The organism is Blastomonas sp. CCH1-A6 (assembly GCF_001556365.1).
In the GTDB taxonomy this organism is placed as follows: Bacteria; Pseudomonadota; Alphaproteobacteria; order Sphingomonadales; family Sphingomonadaceae; genus Blastomonas; species Blastomonas ursincola.
The window spans coordinates 1-20,654 of the sequence record NZ_LSIS01000246.1 but is presented as its reverse complement, the minus strand read 5'-3'; the positions used below and the strand labels follow the sequence as shown (position 1 = coordinate 20,654).

Genomic DNA, 20,654 nt, shown 5'->3' with positions numbered 1-20,654 from the left:
TCGAGCGCCGGCCCTGTCACTCCGCGAGCAGCGATGCGGCGGCGGACAGGGCCAGGCCCGACATCAGCAACCGCCGCAGGGTGAGGCTCGTGGGGATGGCAGAAACCCGCACCGCATCGGCCAGTCCGGCCGCCAGCGCCAGGGTTCCCGAGCCGACCGATTCTTCCCAGCGCGGGCGCAGTACGGCAGCGATCGATGCGCTGCGGACCACCAGAATGTCCTGGATGCGCGATCCCGGCCTTGCGCCGATTTCCTGCTTGTAACCGCTGTCGCCCGCACCCCAGTCCACCTGGCGAACGCCGCGCGCGAGCATGGCGTCGACCGCATGCAGTGTGACGATCTGGCCGGGAGAAGCATCGGCAAAGGCCGCGTCATAGCTGCTCGCGATGCCATAGGCGATCGCCCCGCAGACCAGGTCGAGCGAAAAGGCGATCGGGCGATCGGCGACATAAAGCAGGCTGGCGGTCAGCATCTCGGCGAGATCGGGATCGACCACCGCGCGCTGCCAGTGCGCCATCATGTGCGGATTCAGGAACTTGGCGCCGCTGCGGTCGGTGCGCGTGCCCACCCAGCTGTTTTCCTCGATCCGCGCCAGATCCTGGAACACTTGGCGCGACCATTCGGTCCCGCGAACGATCCGCACGGTTACCGGGCCCTGCTCCTCGAGCCGCACGGTCAATCGCCGCACCTTCTTGCGCCGCGACTTGCTGGGCCAGGCATCGGGCGATCCCGGCTCGGCAAAATCCTGCACGAAGCTCTGCCCCATGTCGCGGATCAGCACGTGCCACCCGATCGCATCGGCCGCCGCGATCATCAGCTGGGCGAGCCGGTCGTCGTGGTAGATGGGCCCGACGCGCAGCAGCGGCCCGATGATCTCCTGCGCGGCGGGATGTTCGAGCACGGCACGCATGTCGCCCACGCCGGTGCTCGGATCGATGGCGGCGCTTCGAAATGGCCAATAGCTTCCCGCGAGCGAGCGTGCGCGCAGGCCCGGCGGCCCCAGCTGGCGCATCGGCAGTGCGAGGATGGGGCTGCCATCGCCGCGGCGTGCGACCAGGGTCGAAATCGCCTCGGGCTCGCCCCGGCAGAACCAGCCTTCGCGCAGGAAACCATGGCTGGCAGGGCCAATGGCGGCCAGCATGTCGACGACGGGCGAGACGCCGGAAACCACTGCACATTCGATCGCTCCCAGCGCGACTGCCCCGGCGCGCAGGTTGCGATGATCGACATGCAGCATATTTCACTCTCCCGGAGGCCTGGCCCCTGATATGGCAGCGAGAGGATAAGCGACGGTTAACCCGTCGGGCAATGATATAGTGTCACCGCCGGTGCAATCGGCCCCGGCGGTGCCTTGCAGGATCAGAATTCCGACCAGTCTTCCTCATCGGCCTTCAGCGCCAGATTGCCGCTGACCATCGGCACGCGTGCCGGCCGTTTGGGTGCCGGACGAAAGGCAGACCGCGCCACCGGCATGGCGTTCTGCTGGCCAAGCTGGAACCGGCCTACCTTCTCGGCCAGATCCTGCGCCTCGCTGGCAAGACTGCGCGCCGAAGCAGCGGTTTCCTCGACCATTGCAGCGTTCTGCTGGGTCATCTTGTCCATGTCGCCCACGGCGGAGTTGACCTGAATCATGCTGGCCGACTGGCTTTCCGCCGATGCAGCGATGCGGGTGATCACCTGGCTGACCTCGCCGACCCGCTCGACGATGCGGGTCAGCATCGTGCCGGTCTCACCGACCAGCTTCACGCCATTGTCGACATGCTCGGTGCTGTTGCTGATCAGCGTCTTGATTTCCTGTGCGGCGTCGGCGCAGCGCTGCGCCAGCGCCCGCACCTCGTGCGCGACGACGGCAAAGCCCTTGCCGGCATCGCCCGCGCGCGCCGCCTCGACCCCGGCATTCAGGGCCAGCAGGTTGGTCTGGAAGGCGATGCCATCGATCACGGTGATGATCTTGCCGATCTCGCTCGAGGATTTCTCGATCGAATCCATCGCACCGACCGCCTTGCCGACGATGACGCCGCCTTCGGTGGCTTCGGCCTGCATCTTGGCCATCTCGGCATTGACCGCGACCGCGCTGCGCGTCGTTTCCTGCACCATTTCAGTGGCGGCGCGCATGGCGGCGGCGGTTTCCTCAAGCGACGCGGCCTGTTCTTCGGTCCGCGAGGCGAGGTCATCGGCACCCGTGCGGATTTCGCCGCTGCCCGAAGAGATGACGCTGACGCTCGAGCTCACCGCGAGCAGCGTCTCGCGCAGAGCCGCAGTGGCGGCGTTGAAGTCCTGCTCGACCTGCGCATATTCGGCAGGCAGCCCCGACATCTGCGTGGTCAGATCGCCTTCGGCCATACGCTTCAATGCGCTGCCCATCTGGCCAAGCACCACCCCGCGCACCTTTTCCTCGGCATCGACGAAATAGGTCGACAGCGCAACATCGATATCGAGCAGCGATACCTTGACCAGCGCCGCGACATCCTTGGCAAGCTTGCGGCGGCCCGGCACGAAGCGCAGCAGCCCCGGCGAGATCATGCCGTGGATCATCTCTTCCAGGATCAGCGCATAGCCACCAACATACCATTTCGGCTCCAGCCCGATGCGTGCGTGCACCTGGCCCACGCCAACGGCGCGCTTCATGTAATCGTCGGTCAAGCCATCGCCGAAGATCTTCATCCAATGGCTGTGCTGCGCATTCTTGGCATATTGCAGCCGCGAGCTGTCGCTGAAAAAGCCCTTGAGTTCCGGAATGCCCCCGACCTTCCGGTAGAATTTCTCGAGGGCGCGATTGACATGTCGACCGAGCGACTTCTTCACCCTGCGGAAGGTGGAATTGTCTGCGCGGTCCAGTTCGTAAAACGCAAGCCTCTCCTGCAAGCCCGACTGCATTTCCTTTTCTCCCAAAAAAGGTAAACAACGCTGAGGCTGGCATTTAGAACGTCGAAGTTAATTAGGTGTTGAAGCCCAAGAAAAAAGCTCAAGAATGGTGGTAAGCAGGTTTTAACGATCCACATGTCAATCGAGATTGACACTTCCGCTCGGCCGTTGCTGTTTACATGGCCGCCAGCAACTGCGGATTACCTGCAAAACATTGCAGACAAGAAAAATGGCCGGGAGATCACTCTCCCGGCCTTCCTCTGCGACCCTTTAGGGCTATAGTTATTCTGTATTATTCGGCGGCTTCCATCGGATCAGCCTTATCGGGCTTGCCGTCGCCATCCGTATCCCAGGCATCGGCCTTGCCGTCATTGTTGCGGTCCCAGGCATCCATGGTGCCGTCGCCGTTCGAGTCCAGAGTGGCGGGCGGTGCCTGATCGGCGGTTGCCGGGGCGTCAGCGCCGGGTGCCGGGGTTTCCGAAGCAGGCGCTTCGGTGGTCGGGCTGGCGGGAGTTTCCTGCATGGCGTCCTGCGCCAGGGCGGGGGTTGCGGCCAGCGCACCGGCAGCGATCAGGGTTCCGATAATCGAGTTCTTCATGGGTTTTACTCCTCGTTGCGTAATGCTCTCGGCGGGCATTCAGGTGGAGAGGTCTTGCTTGCTCCGACCCATCAACGAGGGGAAAGCACTGCTGTTCCGGTCGGGATGGCGCCGATTCCACGACTTCGGGCAGGTTCCGGCAAGTTGCCGCACAGGTTCTTCGCACTATCGCACGATCACTACTTGAGGCGCGCCAAGTCGCTCCGATTCAGCGATGAAAATCGACTTCGACTCGTCGCAATTCGACATGAAAAGGGGCGCCACCCGCAAGGAGTAGCGCCCCCAATAGTGTCACATCGAATGTCGAAAGCGATCAGGCTGCAGCAAACAGCTCCGGCTCCAGTGCCATGATGGCATCCGATCCGGCCTCGATCTTGCGGCGCAGGGCCCCTGCATCGGGCATGATCCGCTCGGCGAAATAGCGCGCGGTCTTGAGCTTGGTTTCGTAGAACACGGCGTTGCCGCTGCCGGCTTCCAGCGCCGCGATCGAGGCGCGCATCATGCGCAGCCACATCAGGCCCAGCGCGACAATGCCCATGATGTGCATGTAGCTGTGCGCGCCCGCACCGACATGGTTGGGGTTCATCATGCCGTTCTGCATGAACCACATCGTGGCCGCCTTGAGCTCGCCCGCTGCCTTTTCCAGACGCGTGGCGAAATCCGTGAGGCGCTCGTCCGCCTTGGCATCGGCGCATTCGCTGTCGATGATGCCGAAGAAGGTCTGCACCGCGCGGCCGCCATTCTGCGCCAGCTTGCGGCCGACCAGGTCCATCGCCTGCACGCCGTTGGTGCCTTCATAGATCATGGCGATGCGCGCATCGCGCACATATTGTTCCATGCCCCATTCGGCGATATAGCCATGGCCGCCATAGATCTGCTGCATGTTGGTGGCGATCTCATAGCCCTTGTCGGTGCCATAGCCCTTGATCACCGGGGTCAGCAGGCTGATCAGGTCGTCGGCTGCGACCCGCTCTTCCTCGGTCTGCGCCTTGTGCGTCAGGTCGACCTGCAGGCCGCCCCACAGGATCAGCGCGCGCAGGCCTTCGTTGATCGCCTTGGCTTCCATCAACATGCGGCGGACATCGGGATGGACGAACAGCGTGTCGGCCTTTTCGTTCGCGTCCTGCGCACCGGTCAGCGCGCGGCCCTGGCGACGGTCGCCAGCGTACTGCACCGCGTTCTGGTACGACACTTCGCCCATCGACAGGCCCTGACCGCCGACGCCGAGACGCGCCGCGTTCATCATGATGAACATCGCGGCGAGGCCCTTGTTCTCCTCGCCCACCAGATAGCCGGTCGCGCCGTCATAGTTCATCACGCAGGTCGAGTTGCCGTGAATGCCCATCTTGTGCTCGATCGAGCCGCACGACACCGCGTTGCGCTCGCCCAGCGAGCCGTCGTCGTTGACGAGGAACTTCGGCACGATGAACAGCGAGATGCCCTTGACGCTGTCGGGCGCGTCGGGGGTCTTGGCGAGCACCAGATGGATGATGTTCTCGGTCAGGTCATGCTCGCCCGACGAGATGAAGATCTTGGTGCCGGTGATCGCATAGGTGCCGCCGGGCTGCGGAACCGCCTTGGTGCGGATGAGGCCCAGGTCCGTGCCGCAATGCGGTTCGGTCAGGTTCATCGTGCCGCCCCACTTGCCGCTGATCATGTTGGGGCAGTATTTTTCCTTCTGCTCCTGGCTGCCCTTGGCGAGGATCGCCGAGACCGCGCCATGGGTCAGGCCCGGATACATGGCGAAGGCCATGTTGCTCGACGACATGAATTCCTCGAACGCGATGCCGACGACATGCGGCATGCCCTGCCCACCGAACTCTTCCGGCGCGGACAGCGTGCCCCAGCCCGCCTCGCAATATTGCTGATAGGCTTCCTTGAAACCGTCGGGCGTGGTCACGGTGCCATCGGGATGACGGGTGCAGCCCTGCTGGTCGCCGATCTGGTTCAGCGGGAACAGCACCTCCTCCACGAACTTGCCGGCTTCCTCGAGCACGGCGGACAGTACGTCGGGCGCGGCATTGTCGAAGCCGGGCAGGTTGGAATATTTCTCGATTCCCAGCACCTCGTTCAGGATGAACTGGGTATCGCGCACCGGTGCGGTATATTTGGGCATCTTGCGGGTCCTCTCAAAACATATGGGTCAGATGTCAGGCCGGGGAGAGCCTGAGAAAGGGGCGTGGTCCGTGACCGGCAACCGCCCGGATCGAAACGCGGGCCTCAGCCCTGGTCGGCACGATCCACTTGCTCGACCATCTTCACGAACTGCGAAAGCTCCTGGATCGCGCTTTCGAGGTCCTTCTTCTGCTTGCGCATCAAGGCTATGCGTTCCTTGCAGCGCTGGAGCGTCACGCGGCGCTGTTCGCGCCGTCCGTCGCCGATATCGTACAGATCGATCATCTCGCGGATTTCGCCCAGGCTGAAACCCACGTTCTTGGCGCGCATGATCCAGGCGAGCCGCGCGCGGTCGCGCTTCGAATAGACGCGGGTCAGGCCACGCCGCTCGGGCGCGATCAGGCCTTCGTCCTCATAGAAGCGCAGCGCGCGTGCAGTAACGCCGAATTCGTCCGACAGATCGGAGATGGTATAGCTGTCCCGGTTCTGCAGATCGGGAGTGTCGATGCGGCCAAGGGTCGAACGGTCGTGCATGGAAGCGGCGCTACATTACCTTGACGTAAACGTCAAGTAAATTTCAGCCGGCGCAGAGCCTCTTCACCGATCGCCCGGCCGCGCCGCCTGCCGCCGCATTGCCCGGCTCGACCAGCGCGAAAGATGCTCCGGCCAGACTCGCCCGGTCGCTGCACAGAGCCGCGCAGGCGGCCGGCACGCTGCCGGGCACCACCAGGGCATTGCCGTCGAACTGTGCCGAAAAGCGGCAACCCGCGATGGCATCGCCCCTGCCGTTTCGCGACAGGCTGAGTTCGGCCGCCTCTCCTGCCAGCTGCGCACTACCTGTGCCCTCGCACTGGCTCGACGCGCCGAACGTGACCAGCACCCCGACCTTGTAGCCCCTGGTCCGATCGCCGCGCGCACAGAAGCTGTCCGCACCGGTCGCGCCGGGATCTGCGAAAGCACCGGCCAGATCGATCGCCTGGGGATCGGCAATCACGCCCGCATCGATTGCGGCGGCGTCCAGCGGGGTCAGCGCATCATCATCGCCCCCTGCCTGCGAAACGCTGCACCCGGCCAGCAGCAGGCAGGCGAGCAGCGCGCTGCGCATCAGGCGATCCGCTCCAGCGAACCGTCCGCCGCGACCCGGCGATAGAAGCACGACGGCGCGCCGGTATGGCAGGTGGGTCCCGCAGGCGAGGCGATCACCCAGACCGCGTCCTGATCGCAGTCGATGCGCAGCTCGACGAGCTTGAGTACATTGCCCGAACTTTCGCCCTTCTTCCAAAGGCTCGCGCGCGAGCGCGACCAGAAATGGACCTCGCCGGTCTGCGTCGTCAGCCGCAGCGCCTCTTCGTTCATATGCGCGACCATCAGCAGCGCTCCGCTCGCCGCGTCAGTGACGCACGCGGTGATCAGCCCTGCGGCATCGAATTTGGGGTCCAGGTCCAGCCCGGTTTCGCGGATATCGGCCATATCGCCCGGTTAATCGCAGCCAGCGCGGGGTGCAACACGGTTAACGAAAAATGACCTGCGAATTCTCCTGTGACAAATGCAAGACAAACCCCATATGCGCGCCTATAGGGGTGCCGAACCACCCGGCTGCAACCGAATCGGGCGCGCAACATGATCACCACACATCCTTTTGACGACGACAAGCTGCGCGAAGAGTGCGGCGTTTTTGGCGTAGCCGGAGCAGTCGATGCTGCTGCCATGGTAGCGCTGGGCCTGCACGCGCTGCAGCACCGCGGCCAGGAGGCCGCCGGTATCAGCAGTTTCGACGGTTGCCATTTCCACAACCACAAGGCGCTGGGCCATGTGGCGGGCAATTTCGACAGCGAAGAGACGATGCGCGCGCTGAAAGGCGATTGGGCGATCGGCCATGTCCGCTACGCCACCACCGGCGAGACTGCGCTGCGCAATGTGCAGCCGCTTTATGCCGAACTGTCGTCGGGCGGCTTTGCGATCGCGCACAATGGCAATATCTCCAACGCGATGAAGCTGCGCCACGATCTGGTGCGCACCGGATCGATCTTCCAGTCGACCTCGGACACCGAGACGATCATCCATCTGGTCGCAACCTCGCGCTACCGGACGCTGCTCGACAAGTTCATCGATGCGCTGAAGCAGGTCGAAGGCGCCTACTCCCTTATCTGCCTGACCGACAGCGGCATGATCGCCTGTCGCGATCCGCTCGGCATCCGCCCGCTGGTCATGGGCCGCATCGGCGATACCGTGATCTTCGCGTCGGAAACCGTCGCGCTCGACATCGTCGGCGCCGAATTCGTCCGCTCGGTCGATCCGGGCGAGCTGATCGTGGTCAGCGGCGGCGAGATCCGCTCGCACCGCCCCTTTGCCGACAAGGCGCAGCGCCCCTGCATCTTCGAGCATGTCTATTTCTCGCGCCCCGATTCGATCGTCGACGGATCGTCGGTCTATTCGGTGCGCAAGGCAATCGGCGCGCAGCTGGCGATGGAAAACCCGGTCGAGGCGGACCTGGTCGTCCCCGTGCCCGACAGTGGCACGCCTGCGGCGATCGGCTATGCCCAGCAATCGGGCCTTCCGTTCGAGCTCGGCATCATCCGCTCGCATTATGTCGGCCGCACTTTCATCCAGCCGGGCGACGGCGTCCGCCATCTCGGCGTGAAGCTCAAGCACAATGCCAACAAGCCGCTGATCGCGGGCAAGCGGCTTGTGCTGATCGACGATTCGATCGTGCGCGGTACCACCTCGCTCAAGATCGTGCAGATGATGCGCGACGCCGGCGCGGCTGAGGTGCACATGCGCATCGCCAGCCCGCCGACGATGCACAGCTGCTATTATGGCGTCGATACGCCCGAGCGCTCGAAGCTGCTCGCCGCGCAGAAATCGATCGAGGAGATGCGCCAGTTCATCCAGGCGGATTCGCTGTCCTTCCTCTCGATCGACGGCCTGTACCGCGCGCTCGGCGAAGCCAGCCGCAACGATGATCGCCCGCGCTATTGCGATGCGTGCTTCACCGGCGACTATCCCACCACGCTCACCGATCTGGCCGAGCGCGACCAGCCCAACCAGCTGACCCTGCTGGCCGAACGGGTCGCCGGCTGAGGGATTTCACGACCATGACCGAGAAGAACCTGCAGGGGCAGCTTGCCCTGGTCACCGGCGCGAGCCGCGGCATCGGTGCTGCGACCGCCAAGGCGCTCGCTGCCCGCGGTGCGCATGTCATCCTCACCGCGCGCACAGCCAAGGACCTGGAAAGCGTCGAGGATGCGATCTTCGAGGCCGGCGGCAGCGCGACGATCGCCCCGCTCGACCTGACCGATGGCGACAGCATCGCCCGGCTCGCCGCCGCGATCGACGGACGCTGGGACGCGCTCGACATCCTGGTCCTGAACGCCGCGATGCTGGGGAGCCTGGGGCCGGTGCCGACTATCGACGGCGGCGAACTCAACCGCGTGATGACGCTCAACGTGCTGAGCACCCAGGCCATGATCGCCTATTTCGATCCGATGCTGCGCAAGAGCGCGCATGCCCGCGTGATCGGCCTCACCAGCTCGGTCGCCGCCACCCCCCGCGCCTTCTGGGGCGCCTATGGCGCCTCCAAGGCCGCGCTCGAGGTGCTCATCGCTGCCTATGGCGAGGAAATGCGCAATATCGGCAAGGTCCGCACCGCGATCGTTGATCCGGCAAGAACCCGCACCGCGATGCGCGCCAAGGCCTATCCCGGCGAGGACCCGGCGACGGTGAAACTCCCCGAAGTGGTCGGCGAAGCGATCGCGGACCTGGTGTCGGGCGAATTCGAGACGGGGACGAGGGTCGTGCTGGAGGGGTGAGGTTAGACCTTGATCGGCCGGATTGCTCTCCATTCAGATCATTCTGTGGCAAGCGGCCAAACGCGATAGGATCCATTCATTATTGACTTGTTGGAGAATGTTGCTGATATGTTCTTGCCGTTCTTCCCTATGGGAGCGGCAAGATGCAACATTTGGCAGTCGGCAAGCGGAGCAGCTTTGAATTGTGGCTGAGGACAGGGCATCGTTCATGCCCTGACATAGCCAAAACCCTCGAATGCAAGTTCAACCCTTGGCACGACCCGGATGACGGGCGCTTCACATTTGCCGGATCTGGGCGACATTACGGAGGAAGCGCCGGCAGAGATTCTCAACAGGCAGCAAGGTCGGCACGACGCAAGGCTGGACCATTACGTGTCGATGTGCCGGGACTGCCGTCGGATCAATCGACGCGGGGCTTTGGTGGCGGTGGCGGGGCAGGGTCTTGGGCGCCGCATTCTCGAACCACTCAGCGTCAACCGGGACTTCTTGGTCCTTCACCCTCAAGACCAGCAGCTGTTCGTCAAAAAAGTGTCCAGCACGAACTTTCGGGCCTAGACGGTCAGGCGCGCGCGACATTGCCCTTCAAGCGAGTGGCGAAAACAGTCATTCGGCATGGCTACCGATTTGACATTGACCATTTGGGACGAACTTGGAAAGTCGAGGGCACGATTACCGAAGATCCACTCCAGCGTCGGTCGAAGCAATCGCAGTTGCAAGCGGGCGGAAAATATCGGCTGAGAACCGATGATGGAGGACACTTTATCGCCCGGAGATTCAAGGGGCCGATGGAAGCCTTCAACCACTTTGCACAAGATGCCGAATTCAACCGCAAAACCTATGCGAGAATGGAAAATGAATGGGCAAGCGCGCGCCGAAAAGGGGTGAAGGTCACCGTCAAGATCGTGCCCGTCGACAAAGGTCAATCGCGCCGACCGTCAAGTCTGAACATCTGGTACACGATCGGAAATAAGCAGCACGGTTTGAATTTGGCGAACCAGCGAGGCGCCGAATGATGCTCAATCTTGCTCGAAAATCAGCGCTTCTGAACGAGATCGCCGAGACGCTGGAGGCTGAGACACAGTTCAGTTCGAACGGCCTTCTCCTGATCGCTGCCGTAGACAGAGGCTATCTGAGCCTTTCGCTTTTCTCGGATCGCGGGCGGCATGTCGAATATCGAAACATCGAGTATGGCCGATATGACAAGCATCTGAACGAATTGTGGGCAATGGAGCCGCTGAGCAAGAGATGGGAAGAGGTGGAAATCTTCCTCAAGGCAGGTCAGTTCAAGGTCAAGTTCGTCTTCCCCGAGGATTTCGACCCGGAAGAGTTCGACACCGACCGGCGGCATACGACGGCGACAGAGTATTTCGGTGGCAAGCCCATTCGATACCCCGGCCTGGATTCAAGGGATAGCTGGACAATGTAACGCTTGCTGCTCCTATTGCACCACCCTGCTCTCATAGACCGGCCTTCCCCCCGGTAGCAGGTGCGCGGCCATGAAGTCGGCCGTGCGTTTGGCGAGCGACTGGCCGTCGACGGTGCGGACGAAAAAGCCGCTGCCGTTGAAATCATGCCCTGCGCCTGCCAGCGTGTAGAATGTGAAGGGCACGCCGACCTGGCGCGCGCGATCGGTGAGTTCGGTGGCTTCGGTGAAGGAAACGGTGGTGTCCGCGGTGCCGTGCATCACGAACAGCGGGGCCTCTCCCGCCTGAAGGTCGGTGTCGCGGAAAAGGCCGCCCCAGTAGTCGACCACCACGCGCGGTTCGGGCCGGGCGATGCCATAGGGATTCAGGGAATAGGCGGTGTGCAACACGGTATAGGCCCCTGCTGACGATCCCCAATAGGCGATGCGGGTGGGATCGATGCAGTAGGCAGCGGCGTTGGCCTGCATCCAGCGCAGCGCGCGGACTGAATCCTCCACCGCCGCGACAAAGGCGGTCACCCGGGGCGATTGCTGGGTCGGATCTAGCGCGCGATAATCCCGTTCGAACGCGGCGAATTCGCTTGAGATGACCGGGTTGTCGCCCTGCAGGCGGTACTGGATCGAGATGAGGTTAATGCCGAGCGGGGCAAGCTCGTCGGCCATCGCCACCACCTGCTGCCCCTTGCGGCTGCCGCCAACAAAGCCGCCGCCATGGACATAGAGCACCGTCGGGCGCGGACTGGTGCAGCTTTGGTTGGGCCGATAGCTGTCGAGAAACAGCGGGATCGAGCCGCTGCTGGTCGGCCCATCGCCATAGCGGATGTCGGCGCTGAGCACCGCGCCCGCCGGCGGCGGTGTCGGCGTCGGGCTGGGCGTTGGCGTAGGTGCGGGGGCTGGTGCTGGTGCTGGTGCGGGAGCCGGAGCGCCGGTCGAGGGTGGCAATTGCACCGGCGTGGTCGAGGAAGACCCGCCACCTCCGCAAGCCGTCAGCCCGCCGAGCAGGGCAAGGCCGAGCGTCAGCCCCTGCCCGTGCAACCTGCGCCTGAGACCCGCCTTCATGCCGCGCCCTCCATTGGAGAGCGAGCATAAGGGAGTGCCCGCACCGCTGTCCAGCCCGGCTCCGCCGCGCGACGACCGCGCGGCCTATTCGAGCGCGGTGATGATCGCGCTGAAATCCAGCCCCTGTGCGTCCGCCTCGACGAATGCCGCGTAGATCGCTTCCGCCCGCTCACCCATCGGCACGCGCGCGCCGCTCGCCTTTGCCGCTTCGAGCGCCAGCCGCATGTCCTTGAGCATCAGTGCGGCGGCGAAGCCTCCGGCATAGCCGTTGTCCGCCGGGCTCGCCGGGCCGACGCCGGGGACGGGGCAATAGCTCGTCATCGACCAGCTCTGACCCGAGGCCTTGGACGAGATATCGTAGAAGGTCTGCAGGTCGAGTCCCAGCTTCTTCGCCAGCATGAACGTCTCGCAGGTCGCGGCCATGGTCGCGCCCAGGAGCATGTTGTTGCAGATCTTCGCCGCCTGGCCTGCGCCATTGTCGCCGGCATGGATAACCGCCTTGCCCATATCGGCGAGGATCGGCTCGGCGCGCGCGAAGGCATCGGCGCTGCCGCCGACCATGAAGGTGAGCGTGCCGCCATTGGCCGCCGCAATCCCGCCCGAGACCGGGGCGTCCACCGCCTCTAGCCCGCGCGCCTTCGCCGCGCTCGCGACCTCGCGTGCGGTATCGACATCGATGGTCGAACAGTCGATCAGCAGCGCGCCGGGCCTGGCGGCACCGAACACGGTCTCGTTATAAACCGAGGCGACATGCTTGCCCGCAGGCAGCATGGTGACGACGACATCCGCCTCGCGCCCCGCCTGCGCGGCATCGGAGACCGGATGGCAGCCCGCCGCCCCGGCGCGCGCCAGCGCCTCGCCCGACAGGTCGAACGCGATCACCTTGTGCCCGGCTTTCGCCAGGTTCGCCGCCATGCCGCCGCCCATATTGCCCAGGCCGATAAATCCGATTGTGCTCATGCTGCTGCTCCGCTCTCCGTCGGCACCTCTGCGGGTGCCTCGATCAAATCCCACCGGTTGCCGTACAGGTCGGCGAACACCGCGACCTTGCCATAGGCTTCCTGGCGCGGCGCTTCGGCAAAGGCGACGCCGGCTGCGACCATGCGCGCATGGTCGGCGTCGAAAGCGCCTGTATGGACGAAATAGGCCACGCGCCCGCCCGCCGCCTTGCCGACCGCCGCCAGTTGCGCGTCGGAGGTCGCGCGGGCGAGCAGCAACTGCCCGCCCTCTTCGCCGCCGACACGCACCCAGCGCTTGCCGCCGCCCAGATCGCTGTCCTCGATCACCCGCCAGCCGAGCGCCTTGCCGAACCAGGCAATGGCCTCGTCATACTCGCGGACGAGATAAGCACTGTACGCAAGGCGCACCGCCTCAACCCATCGTCGGGATGACAAAGGCGTTGCCGCCATCCACTGCGCCATCGGGCCAGCGCGCGGTCACCGTCTTGATCTTGGTCCAGAACTTCACGCCTTCCATGCCGTGCTGGTTGGTGTCACCGAACGCGCTGCGCTTCCAGCCGCCAAAGGTGTGGTACGCCACCGGCACCGGGATCGGCACGTTGATGCCGACCATGCCGACATTGACGCGCGCGGCGAACTCGCGCGCGGCATGGCCGTTGCGGGTGAAGATGGCGACGCCATTGCCATACTGGTGCTTGCTGGGCAGCGAGACCGCTTCCTCGAAATCCTTCGCGCGGACGATCTGCAGCACGGGGCCGAATATCTCTTCCTTGTAGCTGTCCATGTCGGTGGTGACATGGTCGAGCAGCGTCGGGCCGACGAAAAAGCCGTTCTCGTGCCCCTGCAGCGTGAAGCCACGGCCATCGACGACCAGCTCGCCGCCCTCGTCGATACAGGTCTGGATCCAGCCTTCCACCTTCGCCTTGTGCGCGGCGGTGACGACGGGTCCGTAATCGGCATCGGGATCGGACGAGACGCCGAGGCGCAGCTGCTCGATCGCGGGGATCAGCTTGGCGCGCAGACGATCCGCGGTCTCGTCCCCCACGGGGACGACCACGGGCAGCGCCATGCAGCGTTCGCCCGCCGAACCGAAGGCCGCACCGGCGAGATCCTTGACCACCTGGTCGAGGTCCGCATCGGGCATGACGATGCCATGGTTCTTCGCGCCGCCCATGGCCTGGACGCGCTTTCCGGCGGCGACACCGCGCTGGTAGAGATAATGCGCGACATCGGACGATCCGACGAACGACACGCCCGCAATCGCGGGGTGATCGAGGATCGCATCGACCATTTCCTTGTCGCCATGCACCACCTGCAGGATGCCGTCGGGCAGGCCCGCTTCGCTCATCAGCTCGGCGAGGCGCACCGGCACCGAGGGATCGCGCTCGCTGGGCTTGAGGATGAACGCGTTGCCCGTGGCGATCGCGGGGCCGAACATCCACATCGGGATCATCGCGGGGAAGTTGAACGGCGTGATGCCCGCGCCGATCCCGATCGGCAGGCGCATCGAATAGACGTCGATGCCCGGGCCCGCGCCATGCGTATACTCGCCCTTCACCGCATGCGGGATGCCGCAGCAGAATTCGATGACCTCGAGCCCGCGCTGGATGTCGCCCTTGGCATCGGCGTGCACCTTGCCATGCTCGCTTGACAGCAGCGCGGCGAGCTCGTCGATATTCGCCTCGACCAGCTCCTTGAACTTGAACATCACGCGCGCGCGGCGCTGCGGGTTGGTCGCGGCCCAGGCGGGCTGCGCGGCGAGCGCGGCATCGACGGCGGCATCGAGCACCGCGGCGCTGCCCAGATCGACCTTCGCCTGCACCGTCCCGCTATTGGGATCGAAAATATCGGACTGGCGGGTGCTGGCGGGGGCGGTAACGCCGGGGGCCAGACGGTGGGTGACGGTGCGCATCGATGCTCTCCTATGGGTGCTTGTCGCTTGGAGGCGGCAATAGCCTCTGGCATTCCTGCAAGCAATTGCGTAAAAACATCACATCAGGCTGCATAAATGCCGCAGAATAGCAGCACAGGCCGGGAGCGGGATGGATGAACTGGGACGATCTGCGCATCTTCCTGATGCTGGCGCGCGCCGGATCGGTGGCGGAGGCCGCGCGGCGGCTGGAGATCGACCCGACCACGGTCGCGCGCCGGCTGCAACGGCTCTCGGGCGACCTGCAATCCACATTGTTCGAGGCGAGCGGCAAGGGCATCGCGCTCACCGAACATGGGGCCAAGCTGCTGCATTATGCCGAAGGGGCGGAGCAGGCGCTGGTCGATGCGCGCACCGAGCTGACCGGCGAGCAGACGGTGTTTGCGGGCACCATCAGGATCAGCGTCGCGGAGGGGTTCGCCGCGTGGATCATCAGCCGCAACCTCGCGAGCTTCCACCGCCAGCATCCCGCGATCCGCATCGAGCTGGTCGCGACCAACGGCTTTCTCAACCCCAGCAAGCGCGAGGCGGACCTGGCGATCATGCTCTCGCGCCCGACCGCGGGGCCATTGAAAGTGCGCAAGCTGGTCGACTATCAGCTCGGCGTCTATGCCGACCGCGACTATCTCGCCAGTGCCGGGCCGATCGCATCCGTCGACGACCTGCGCCGCCACCCGCTGATCGGCTATATCCCCGATTTCATCTATGCCGACGAGCTGCGCTATCTCGACGAGATCGGCCCCGGGCTCGAACCGGTGCTGACCAGTTCGAGCATCAACGTGCAGCACAGCCTGATCGCCTCCGGCGCGGGTGTGGGCATATTGCCGTGCTTTATCGGCGAACAGAATGCGCGGCTGGAACGGGTGCTGGCGGGCAGCGTGGCGATCCACCGCAGTTTTTGGTTAGTGGTCCACCGCGACATGCGCAAGCTCGCGCGGGTGGATGCGTTCATCCGCTGGCTCGACGCACTCGCGGAGCGCATCGCGCCGGTGATGGGGGAGGATGGGTAGTGCAACCCTGCTCTCTCCCCTCAAGGGGAGAGATACGAAGCCTTGCCAGCTTGCCTGGCTAGGCGAAGTTGAGAGGGGCATGCGGCAGCGCAACCCCCCTCCCAACCCTCCCCCCTGAAGGGGAGAGGCCAAGAGCAGCTTGTAGCGGCAACGGCTTGGACATAAAAGAAGCTATGAGCAAAACCAAGCCGACTGAAGTATTCGCTGTCGACATCGACTCGTCAATTGACACGTGTGACAAGCTTTTCAGCAGAGTTACTGACGTCGCGTATCTTGGGTACGACACCTTCAGCGGCTGGGATGCCTTTATTGAAATGTTCGATGACCGGCTGCAGTGGAGCGATATCGAGCTGACAATTCGCAACCGGGATCTATCGCAACTGCCAGCGAGAGACAGGCAGGTCTGGTGTGATGTGCTGCGCGATCTCCAGGCCCGCCATCCAGCCAAGCTCAAAGTCTCGCGCCCAGTCGATTTATGACCCGCTCAGGCTGGCTAAACTTCCGCCGCACCACCTCCGCTCATCCTGAGCAGCGGGCGCAGCCCGCGTCGTCGAAGGACCCGCGCCCACGCAGTTCTTATCACATGACTTAACCGACCCTGAGAGGTTTTCCGATTAATTATACGGCGCAAACAAGGCTTGATGGATTTTAGTCATGGCCAAACAACAGCAATGAATGTAGACAGTGACTATAGTCAGCTGAGACCATGAGGGGGCGGGATTGAATTGGGGATCTGTGGCGGACTGGGTTTCGGGTGTTGGTACCATCTCGGCTAGTTTAGTTGCACTGTATCTAGCGGGATCTGAACGTAGAGCTCAGCGGCAACGGGATAGGCCGGAAATAAGCGTTGACGTGACGAAAGTCGATGCCAGTGGCTGGGCTCAAATCAGATTTACGATACAAAATACGTCGCACAAGCAATGGCGGTTCGATAAGGCAGAAATAACACAGCCAAAAGCAGGGCTATTAGCTAAAGAATCAGACGGTATGGTCGCTGATAAACCTTGGGATGTGCAGTTCAGTCCAGAGCGCCGTCAAAATCTTGCATCACGCTCCAAAGCAATCGATCGATCAATACAAGCAGTCGGCAGCAGCAGGTACAGCCCTACTGGTGATCAGCCTACCGATAGGATGTATGTGACGCTGCATATATACGTCGGAGTAGCTCCCTCTGCGGTAAGCCTGCGGGCGTTCTTCTCTTCTTTGGAGCCATCACCAGACAAGTTTAGTGTAAAAATAGAACGCGATTTATGTCAATGATAAATCTTTTTCCAAGGTAAAATAGAGAATTTTTTGATAAATGCTTCACCTCCATTGTGCTGCAATAGCACCCTCTTCTCTCAAGGCACCACCACCTGCCGGATCGCCGTCCCGCTCGCCAGCTCATCGAACAGCGCGTTGATGTCGCTCAGCGGGCTGACCGAGGTCAGCAGCTTTTCCACCGGCATGCGTCCGGCGCGCCAGAGGGCGATGTAGCGGGGGATGTCGCGCGAGGGGATGGCGTTGCCCATATAGCTGCCCATCAGCGTCTTGCCGTCGCCGACCAGCGAGACGGCGGGGATCGAGAGCATGTCCGCCGGGTTGGGCAGGCCCACGGTGACGATCCGCCCGCCGCGCCGCGCGAGGCCATAGGCTTTCGCCAGCACCGGCGCCTTGCCGACGGTCTCGATCACCAGATCGGGCTTGCGGCCCAATGCTGCGACCACCGCCTCCTCGGCATCCTGCGGATCGACCGCAGCAACCGCCCCCAGTTCCAGCGCCAGCGCGCGCTTGGCGGGAACGGGGTCGATCGCGATCACCGGGTGCGCACCGCCCGCGATCGCCGCCATCAGCGCGGCGAGGCCGACGCCGCCCAGGCCATAGACCACGACGCTCTCGCCCGCGCGCAACGCGCCGCCGTTGAGCACCGCGCCCGCGCCGGTCAGCACCGCGCAGCCGAACAGCGCGGCGATCTCGACCGGAATGTCGCCATCGATCTTCACCGCCGAACGCCGGTCGACCACGGCATGCGTCGCAAAGGCCGAGGAGCCGAGATGGTGCTGCACCGGCGCGCCGTTCTCGGACAATCGCCGTTCGCCGCCCAGCAGCGTGCCCGCGCCGTTCGCCGCCGCGCCGTTGCCGCACAGATAGCCCTCGCCCGAATGGCAGCTGGGGCAGTGCCCGCACAGGGGAAGGAAGCTCAGCACCACGCGGTCGCCCGGCGCAAAATGCTGCGCGGCAATGCTGCCCGGCTCGAGCACCGTTGCCACCGCCTCATGCCCCAGCGCCATCGGCATCGGGCGCGGGCGGTCGCCGTTGATGACCGAAAGGTCGCTATGGCAAAGCCCTGCGGCCTCGATCTTGACCAGCATCTCGTCCGGCCCCGGCGGCGCGAGATCGACCTCGGCCAGACGCAGCGGACGGGTGGTGGCATAGGGGCCCTTGTGGCCGATGCGGTCGAGAATGGTCGCGGTGATCTTCATGTATCCGTCATGCCGCCTCGCCCGCGCGCCCGCAAGCGCCGCGCCGTCCCCTCGCCCGCCTAGCGAACAGACGCGAGCTGATACATGATCTCGGCATAGCCCAGGGTCGCATCGGTAATCCCGGCGACCTTGGGATTGGTCGATTCCACCACATAATATTCGTCCGGCGCGTGCGCGCCGCTGCCATGGCCGATGCCGAAATGCCCGGCGGGGATGCTGACCGGCGGCGCGGTGAACACCGCACCCGGCCAGGAACCTGCGAGGCGCGGGTTGAGGTTCGCCTTGACGCCGAGCTTGGCGTAAGCCGCCAGCTCCGCCTTGATGAGGCGGCTGTCCTCGGCCACCTCGGTGGGGTCATAGCCGCCCGAGACATTGGCCTCGATATCGGTAAAGCCATGGCTGTCGAGATGCGCGCGCAGCTTCGCTTCGGCCTCGGCGCGGGTCTGGTTGGGGACGAGGCGGAAGTCCATCTTGGCGACCGCACGACCGGGCAGCACGGTCTTGCCGCCGGGGCCGGTATAGCCCGCGACCAGCCCCTCGATATTCGCGGTCGGCTCCTGCGCGAGGCGGATCAGCGCCTGGTCGAACGGCAGGTCGTCGATCCAGTGGGTCAGCCCGAACGACTGCTTCATCTGCGCCTCGTTCATGCCCTTGGCGGCTTCGGCGATCAGTGCCTTTTCGCGATCCGTCAGCGGGCGGACATTGTCGCTCCAGCCGCCGATCGCGACATTGTTGCCATCGGGCGTGACCAGCGTCTGCAGCGCCTGGACCAGCCGCCAGGCGGGCGAATCGACCATCGCCTTGTAGCTCGAATGGATGTCGCCCTTCGGCCCCCTGCCCCATTTCTCGCCGCTCGCGACCAGTTCGAGTCGATCACGCCCTTGGAGCCGAGATTGACCTGAACCTCGCCATTCGCGCCCTGCCAGCTCGCCGGAATGAAGATGCCCTCGCACTTCTTCAGCGCGGCGAGAACGTCGGGCCGCGTCGCGATCTGCTTGAAATTCGGCGATCCGATTTCCTCCTCGCCCTCGCACAGCAGCACCAGGTTGACCGGCGGCTTCACCCCCGCCTTTTTCATCGCGTGCAGCGTGGCGAGAAAGGTCGCTTCGGGCCCCTTCTGGTTGACCGCGCCGCGCCCCATGATCGCCTTGCCCCAGCCGGGCTTGTCGACGATCCGTGCTTCGAGCGGCGGCGAGGACCATTCCGCCGGGTCGAACTGCTTGACGTCGTACATGAAATAGATGCCGAGCGTGCGCTTCGCGCCATTGTCCATGACGCCGAACACGCCGGGATGGCCGTCGGACGGCACGGTGGTGACGCCGGTAAAGCCCGCAGATTTGGCGAGGTCGGCCATATAGGCCGCGCCTTCGGCCATGTTCAGGTTCTCCGCCGCGATCGAGGGCAGCCGAATCCAGTCCTGGATGCGTTTGATGTCGGCGTCGCGGTTGCTTTCCGCTGCCTTGCGGATGCGCGCCATCTCACCCTCTGCCGCTGCCAGCGCCGCGCCGCCCCCGCCGGTGAGCGCCATTCCGGAGCCAAGCAGCGCAGCGGAGCGCAGCATCGTGCGACGATTGGGGGAAGCGGATATGGTATCGGACATGGGTTTGCGCCTCATTGCAACGTGGCTGAGACAAACAGGTTGGACCGGTCCAGGCGTTCTTGCAATGGGTAACACCCTGTAAACCGAATCACCCTAAACCCTTGAATACACATGACCTTGATCTGAGGTCAGATAACCGGGCCGACGCCTTCATGAGCATGCAGAATTTTACCCATCAGCATGGCGAGTTGCTGGCCCAGGCCGATGCCATCGTGAGAGCCGTCATGGCCGGGACGGATACGGCCCTGCGCGATCTGCCCGCGCTTCGCCTCGGATTTTCACGCCTGGTCAACAGCCATTGCAGCGTCGAAATTCGGCTGGTGAACGCCCGTGCGGCAGAAATGGAAAAGGACGCGGACAAGATCAAGCTGCTCCGCCGCTTTCATGACGAGCTGCTGATGTGGCGGGGCGACCTGATGGATTGCAACGCCAACTGGCCGCAGCGCCGGGTGGCGGACGATCGTGCCGGATTTCTCGCGGCGTTTCGGGGCCTCAATGACCGGCTGAAGGCGCGCTTACGCTGGGAGGAGCAGGTCTTCTATCCGGCGATCTTCGCCACGCCCGGCAAGCGCTGATCACTCCACCCAGGCGGTGCGGCTGCGGGTGACGTGAAACAGCGGCTGCATCGGCTGTGCGGCCACATCGGCAAGCGGGATCGCCGTCGCACAGGTCGCACATTCCGCGCTCATCCGTCCGACATGCCAGTGCTTGCCACCGCAACCCGGGCAATGGTTGACATCGCCCGCGTGATAGAGCGGCATGAAGCCGCGTCGGGCAATGCGGCGCGCAAAGCTGTGTCCCGCTGCCAGCATATGGGCGGGGTC

General features: G+C 64.1%; 22 protein-coding genes and 1 pseudogene. 8 read left to right on the top strand and 15 right to left on the bottom strand.

What is annotated here, in order from left to right:
* Nucleotides 1–16: 16 nt before the first annotated feature.
* The 7 genes from AX735_RS11555 to hisI form a co-directional block, all read right to left on the bottom strand.
* Nucleotides 17–1,237: a GNAT family N-acetyltransferase gene (locus AX735_RS11555; RefSeq protein ID WP_066280134.1), complete on the bottom strand. Its 1,221-nt coding sequence runs from the start codon at nucleotides 1,235–1,237 to the stop codon at nucleotides 17–19.
* A 122-nt stretch (nucleotides 1,238–1,359) separates the two neighbouring features.
* Nucleotides 1,360–2,877 carry a methyl-accepting chemotaxis protein gene (locus tag AX735_RS11550; RefSeq protein WP_082751057.1) on the bottom strand — a complete coding sequence of 506 codons (1,518 nt, stop codon included), beginning with the start codon at nucleotides 2,875–2,877 and terminating at the stop codon, nucleotides 1,360–1,362.
* A 280-nt stretch (nucleotides 2,878–3,157) separates the two neighbouring features.
* A complete protein-coding gene (locus AX735_RS11545; RefSeq protein ID WP_066280132.1) occupies nucleotides 3,158–3,463 on the bottom strand; it encodes a hypothetical protein in 306 nt (101 codons plus the stop codon).
* Nucleotides 3,464–3,776: 313 nt separating this feature from the next.
* A complete protein-coding gene (locus AX735_RS11540) occupies nucleotides 3,777–5,579 on the bottom strand; it encodes an acyl-CoA dehydrogenase C-terminal domain-containing protein (protein ID WP_066280129.1) in 1,803 nt (600 codons plus the stop codon).
* Nucleotides 5,580–5,683: 104 nt separating this feature from the next.
* A complete protein-coding gene (locus AX735_RS11535) occupies nucleotides 5,684–6,112 on the bottom strand; it encodes a MerR family transcriptional regulator (RefSeq protein WP_023838307.1) in 429 nt (142 codons plus the stop codon).
* A gap of 43 nt (nucleotides 6,113–6,155) precedes the next feature.
* Nucleotides 6,156–6,683: a hypothetical protein gene (locus AX735_RS11530; RefSeq protein ID WP_066280125.1), complete on the bottom strand. Its 528-nt coding sequence runs from the start codon at nucleotides 6,681–6,683 to the stop codon at nucleotides 6,156–6,158.
* Nucleotides 6,683–7,048, bottom strand: a complete 366-nt coding sequence (gene hisI, locus AX735_RS11525; protein ID WP_066280123.1) for a phosphoribosyl-AMP cyclohydrolase — start codon at nucleotides 7,046–7,048, stop codon at nucleotides 6,683–6,685. The genes AX735_RS11530 and hisI overlap by 1 nt, the downstream gene beginning before the upstream one ends.
* A gap of 150 nt (nucleotides 7,049–7,198) precedes the next feature.
* Between hisI and purF the strand changes: the two genes are divergently transcribed.
* From purF to AX735_RS11500, 4 genes are all read left to right on the top strand, one after another.
* Complete coding sequence (purF, locus tag AX735_RS11520; RefSeq protein WP_066280120.1) at nucleotides 7,199–8,659, top strand: amidophosphoribosyltransferase; 1,461 nt, start codon at nucleotides 7,199–7,201, stop codon at nucleotides 8,657–8,659.
* Between the two features lie 14 nt (nucleotides 8,660–8,673).
* Nucleotides 8,674–9,387 carry an SDR family NAD(P)-dependent oxidoreductase gene (locus tag AX735_RS11515; RefSeq protein WP_066280117.1) on the top strand — a complete coding sequence of 238 codons (714 nt, stop codon included), beginning with the start codon at nucleotides 8,674–8,676 and terminating at the stop codon, nucleotides 9,385–9,387.
* A 143-nt stretch (nucleotides 9,388–9,530) separates the two neighbouring features.
* Nucleotides 9,531–10,400 (top strand): DNA/RNA non-specific endonuclease, encoded by an 870-nt coding sequence (locus AX735_RS26335; RefSeq protein WP_231750094.1) that lies wholly within the window; start codon nucleotides 9,531–9,533, stop codon nucleotides 10,398–10,400.
* The gene (locus tag AX735_RS11500; RefSeq protein WP_066280109.1) at nucleotides 10,397–10,813 is read left to right on the top strand and encodes a hypothetical protein; all 417 of its coding nucleotides are present in this window, start codon (nucleotides 10,397–10,399) and stop codon (nucleotides 10,811–10,813) included. The genes AX735_RS26335 and AX735_RS11500 overlap by 4 nt, the downstream gene beginning before the upstream one ends.
* A gap of 12 nt (nucleotides 10,814–10,825) precedes the next feature.
* On the opposite strand, the gene AX735_RS11495 is transcribed toward AX735_RS11500, so the two are convergent.
* The 4 genes from AX735_RS11495 to AX735_RS11480 form a co-directional block, all read right to left on the bottom strand.
* The gene (locus tag AX735_RS11495) at nucleotides 10,826–11,869 is read right to left on the bottom strand and encodes an alpha/beta hydrolase (RefSeq protein ID WP_137776202.1); all 1,044 of its coding nucleotides are present in this window, start codon (nucleotides 11,867–11,869) and stop codon (nucleotides 10,826–10,828) included.
* Between the two features lie 84 nt (nucleotides 11,870–11,953).
* Nucleotides 11,954–12,829 (bottom strand): 3-hydroxyisobutyrate dehydrogenase, encoded by an 876-nt coding sequence (mmsB, locus tag AX735_RS11490; protein WP_066280103.1) that lies wholly within the window; start codon nucleotides 12,827–12,829, stop codon nucleotides 11,954–11,956.
* Entirely contained in the window at nucleotides 12,826–13,236 is a 411-nt protein-coding gene (locus AX735_RS11485) for a VOC family protein (RefSeq protein ID WP_066280099.1), read from the bottom strand. The genes mmsB and AX735_RS11485 overlap by 4 nt, the downstream gene beginning before the upstream one ends.
* 4 nt (nucleotides 13,237–13,240) lie before the next feature.
* Entirely contained in the window at nucleotides 13,241–14,740 is a 1,500-nt protein-coding gene (locus AX735_RS11480) for a CoA-acylating methylmalonate-semialdehyde dehydrogenase (protein ID WP_066280098.1), read from the bottom strand.
* Nucleotides 14,741–14,874: 134 nt separating this feature from the next.
* Here AX735_RS11480 and AX735_RS11475 point away from each other — a divergent pair, with 134 nt between their 5' ends.
* The 3 genes from AX735_RS11475 to AX735_RS25120 all read left to right on the top strand — a co-directional run bounded on the left by AX735_RS11475 (nucleotide 14,875) and on the right by AX735_RS25120 (nucleotide 17,028).
* Entirely contained in the window at nucleotides 14,875–15,768 is an 894-nt protein-coding gene (locus tag AX735_RS11475) for a LysR family transcriptional regulator (RefSeq protein WP_066280094.1), read from the top strand.
* 173 nt (nucleotides 15,769–15,941) lie between these two features.
* Entirely contained in the window at nucleotides 15,942–16,247 is a 306-nt protein-coding gene (locus AX735_RS11470; RefSeq protein WP_066280091.1) for a hypothetical protein, read from the top strand.
* A 373-nt stretch (nucleotides 16,248–16,620) separates the two neighbouring features.
* A complete protein-coding gene (locus tag AX735_RS25120; RefSeq protein WP_137776203.1) occupies nucleotides 16,621–17,028 on the top strand; it encodes a hypothetical protein in 408 nt (135 codons plus the stop codon).
* Between the two features lie 80 nt (nucleotides 17,029–17,108).
* On the opposite strand, the gene AX735_RS11465 is transcribed toward AX735_RS25120, so the two are convergent.
* Genes AX735_RS11465 through AX735_RS26890 form a run of 3 tightly spaced genes read right to left on the bottom strand, consistent with a single transcriptional unit; the run spans nucleotide 17,109 to nucleotide 19,830 of the window.
* Entirely contained in the window at nucleotides 17,109–18,230 is a 1,122-nt protein-coding gene (locus AX735_RS11465) for a zinc-binding dehydrogenase (RefSeq protein WP_066280088.1), read from the bottom strand.
* A 59-nt stretch (nucleotides 18,231–18,289) separates the two neighbouring features.
* Complete coding sequence (locus tag AX735_RS26895; protein ID WP_446471810.1) at nucleotides 18,290–19,027, bottom strand: peptidase dimerization domain-containing protein; 738 nt, start codon at nucleotides 19,025–19,027, stop codon at nucleotides 18,290–18,292.
* Nucleotides 18,919–19,830 (bottom strand): M20/M25/M40 family metallo-hydrolase, encoded by a 912-nt coding sequence (locus tag AX735_RS26890; RefSeq protein ID WP_446471809.1) that lies wholly within the window; start codon nucleotides 19,828–19,830, stop codon nucleotides 18,919–18,921. Before AX735_RS26890 ends, AX735_RS26895 begins: the two co-directional genes overlap by 109 nt.
* Nucleotides 19,831–19,982: 152 nt before the next feature.
* On the opposite strand from AX735_RS26890, the gene AX735_RS11455 reads away from it, so the two are divergent.
* Nucleotides 19,983–20,405 (top strand): hypothetical protein, encoded by a 423-nt coding sequence (locus tag AX735_RS11455; RefSeq protein ID WP_066280085.1) that lies wholly within the window; start codon nucleotides 19,983–19,985, stop codon nucleotides 20,403–20,405.
* Here the strand turns inward: AX735_RS11455 and AX735_RS25815 are convergent.
* Nucleotides 20,406–20,654: pseudogene (locus tag AX735_RS25815) on the bottom strand (hypothetical protein); the annotation flags it as partial.

Excerpts from the sequence above, each read along its gene's own strand:
- AX735_RS11495 (WP_137776202.1), bottom strand. The coding sequence starts at position 11,869 with ATGAAGGCGGGTCTCAGGCGCAGGTTGCACGGGCAGGGGCTGACGCTC.
- AX735_RS11480 (WP_066280098.1), bottom strand. The coding sequence starts at position 14,740 with ATGCGCACCGTCACCCACCGTCTGGCCCCCGGCGTTACCGCCCCCGCC.
- AX735_RS11475 (WP_066280094.1), top strand. The coding sequence starts at position 14,875 with ATGAACTGGGACGATCTGCGCATCTTCCTGATGCTGGCGCGCGCCGGA.
- AX735_RS11555 (WP_066280134.1), bottom strand. The coding sequence starts at position 1,237 with ATGCTGCATGTCGATCATCGCAACCTGCGCGCCGGGGCAGTCGCGCTG.
- purF (WP_066280120.1), top strand. The coding sequence starts at position 7,199 with ATGATCACCACACATCCTTTTGACGACGACAAGCTGCGCGAAGAGTGC.
- AX735_RS11535 (WP_023838307.1), bottom strand. The coding sequence starts at position 6,112 with ATGCACGACCGTTCGACCCTTGGCCGCATCGACACTCCCGATCTGCAG.
- mmsB (WP_066280103.1), bottom strand. The coding sequence starts at position 12,829 with ATGAGCACAATCGGATTTATCGGCCTGGGCAATATGGGCGGCGGCATG.
- AX735_RS26890 (WP_446471809.1), bottom strand. The coding sequence starts at position 19,830 with ATGTCCGATACCATATCCGCTTCCCCCAATCGTCGCACGATGCTGCGC.
- AX735_RS11540 (WP_066280129.1), bottom strand. The coding sequence starts at position 5,579 with ATGCCCAAATATACCGCACCGGTGCGCGATACCCAGTTCATCCTGAAC.
- AX735_RS11530 (WP_066280125.1), bottom strand. The coding sequence starts at position 6,683 with ATGCGCAGCGCGCTGCTCGCCTGCCTGCTGCTGGCCGGGTGCAGCGTT.
- AX735_RS11470 (WP_066280091.1), top strand. The coding sequence starts at position 15,942 with ATGAGCAAAACCAAGCCGACTGAAGTATTCGCTGTCGACATCGACTCG.
- AX735_RS11515 (WP_066280117.1), top strand. The coding sequence starts at position 8,674 with ATGACCGAGAAGAACCTGCAGGGGCAGCTTGCCCTGGTCACCGGCGCG.
- AX735_RS11545 (WP_066280132.1), bottom strand. The coding sequence starts at position 3,463 with ATGAAGAACTCGATTATCGGAACCCTGATCGCTGCCGGTGCGCTGGCC.
- AX735_RS11465 (WP_066280088.1), bottom strand. The coding sequence starts at position 18,230 with ATGAAGATCACCGCGACCATTCTCGACCGCATCGGCCACAAGGGCCCC.
- AX735_RS11550 (WP_082751057.1), bottom strand. The coding sequence starts at position 2,877 with ATGCAGTCGGGCTTGCAGGAGAGGCTTGCGTTTTACGAACTGGACCGC.
- hisI (WP_066280123.1), bottom strand. The coding sequence starts at position 7,048 with ATGGCCGATATCCGCGAAACCGGGCTGGACCTGGACCCCAAATTCGAT.
- AX735_RS26335 (WP_231750094.1), top strand. The coding sequence starts at position 9,531 with ATGCAACATTTGGCAGTCGGCAAGCGGAGCAGCTTTGAATTGTGGCTG.
- AX735_RS11500 (WP_066280109.1), top strand. The coding sequence starts at position 10,397 with ATGATGCTCAATCTTGCTCGAAAATCAGCGCTTCTGAACGAGATCGCC.
- AX735_RS11455 (WP_066280085.1), top strand. The coding sequence starts at position 19,983 with ATGAGCATGCAGAATTTTACCCATCAGCATGGCGAGTTGCTGGCCCAG.
- AX735_RS26895 (WP_446471810.1), bottom strand. The coding sequence starts at position 19,027 with ATGGTCGATTCGCCCGCCTGGCGGCTGGTCCAGGCGCTGCAGACGCTG.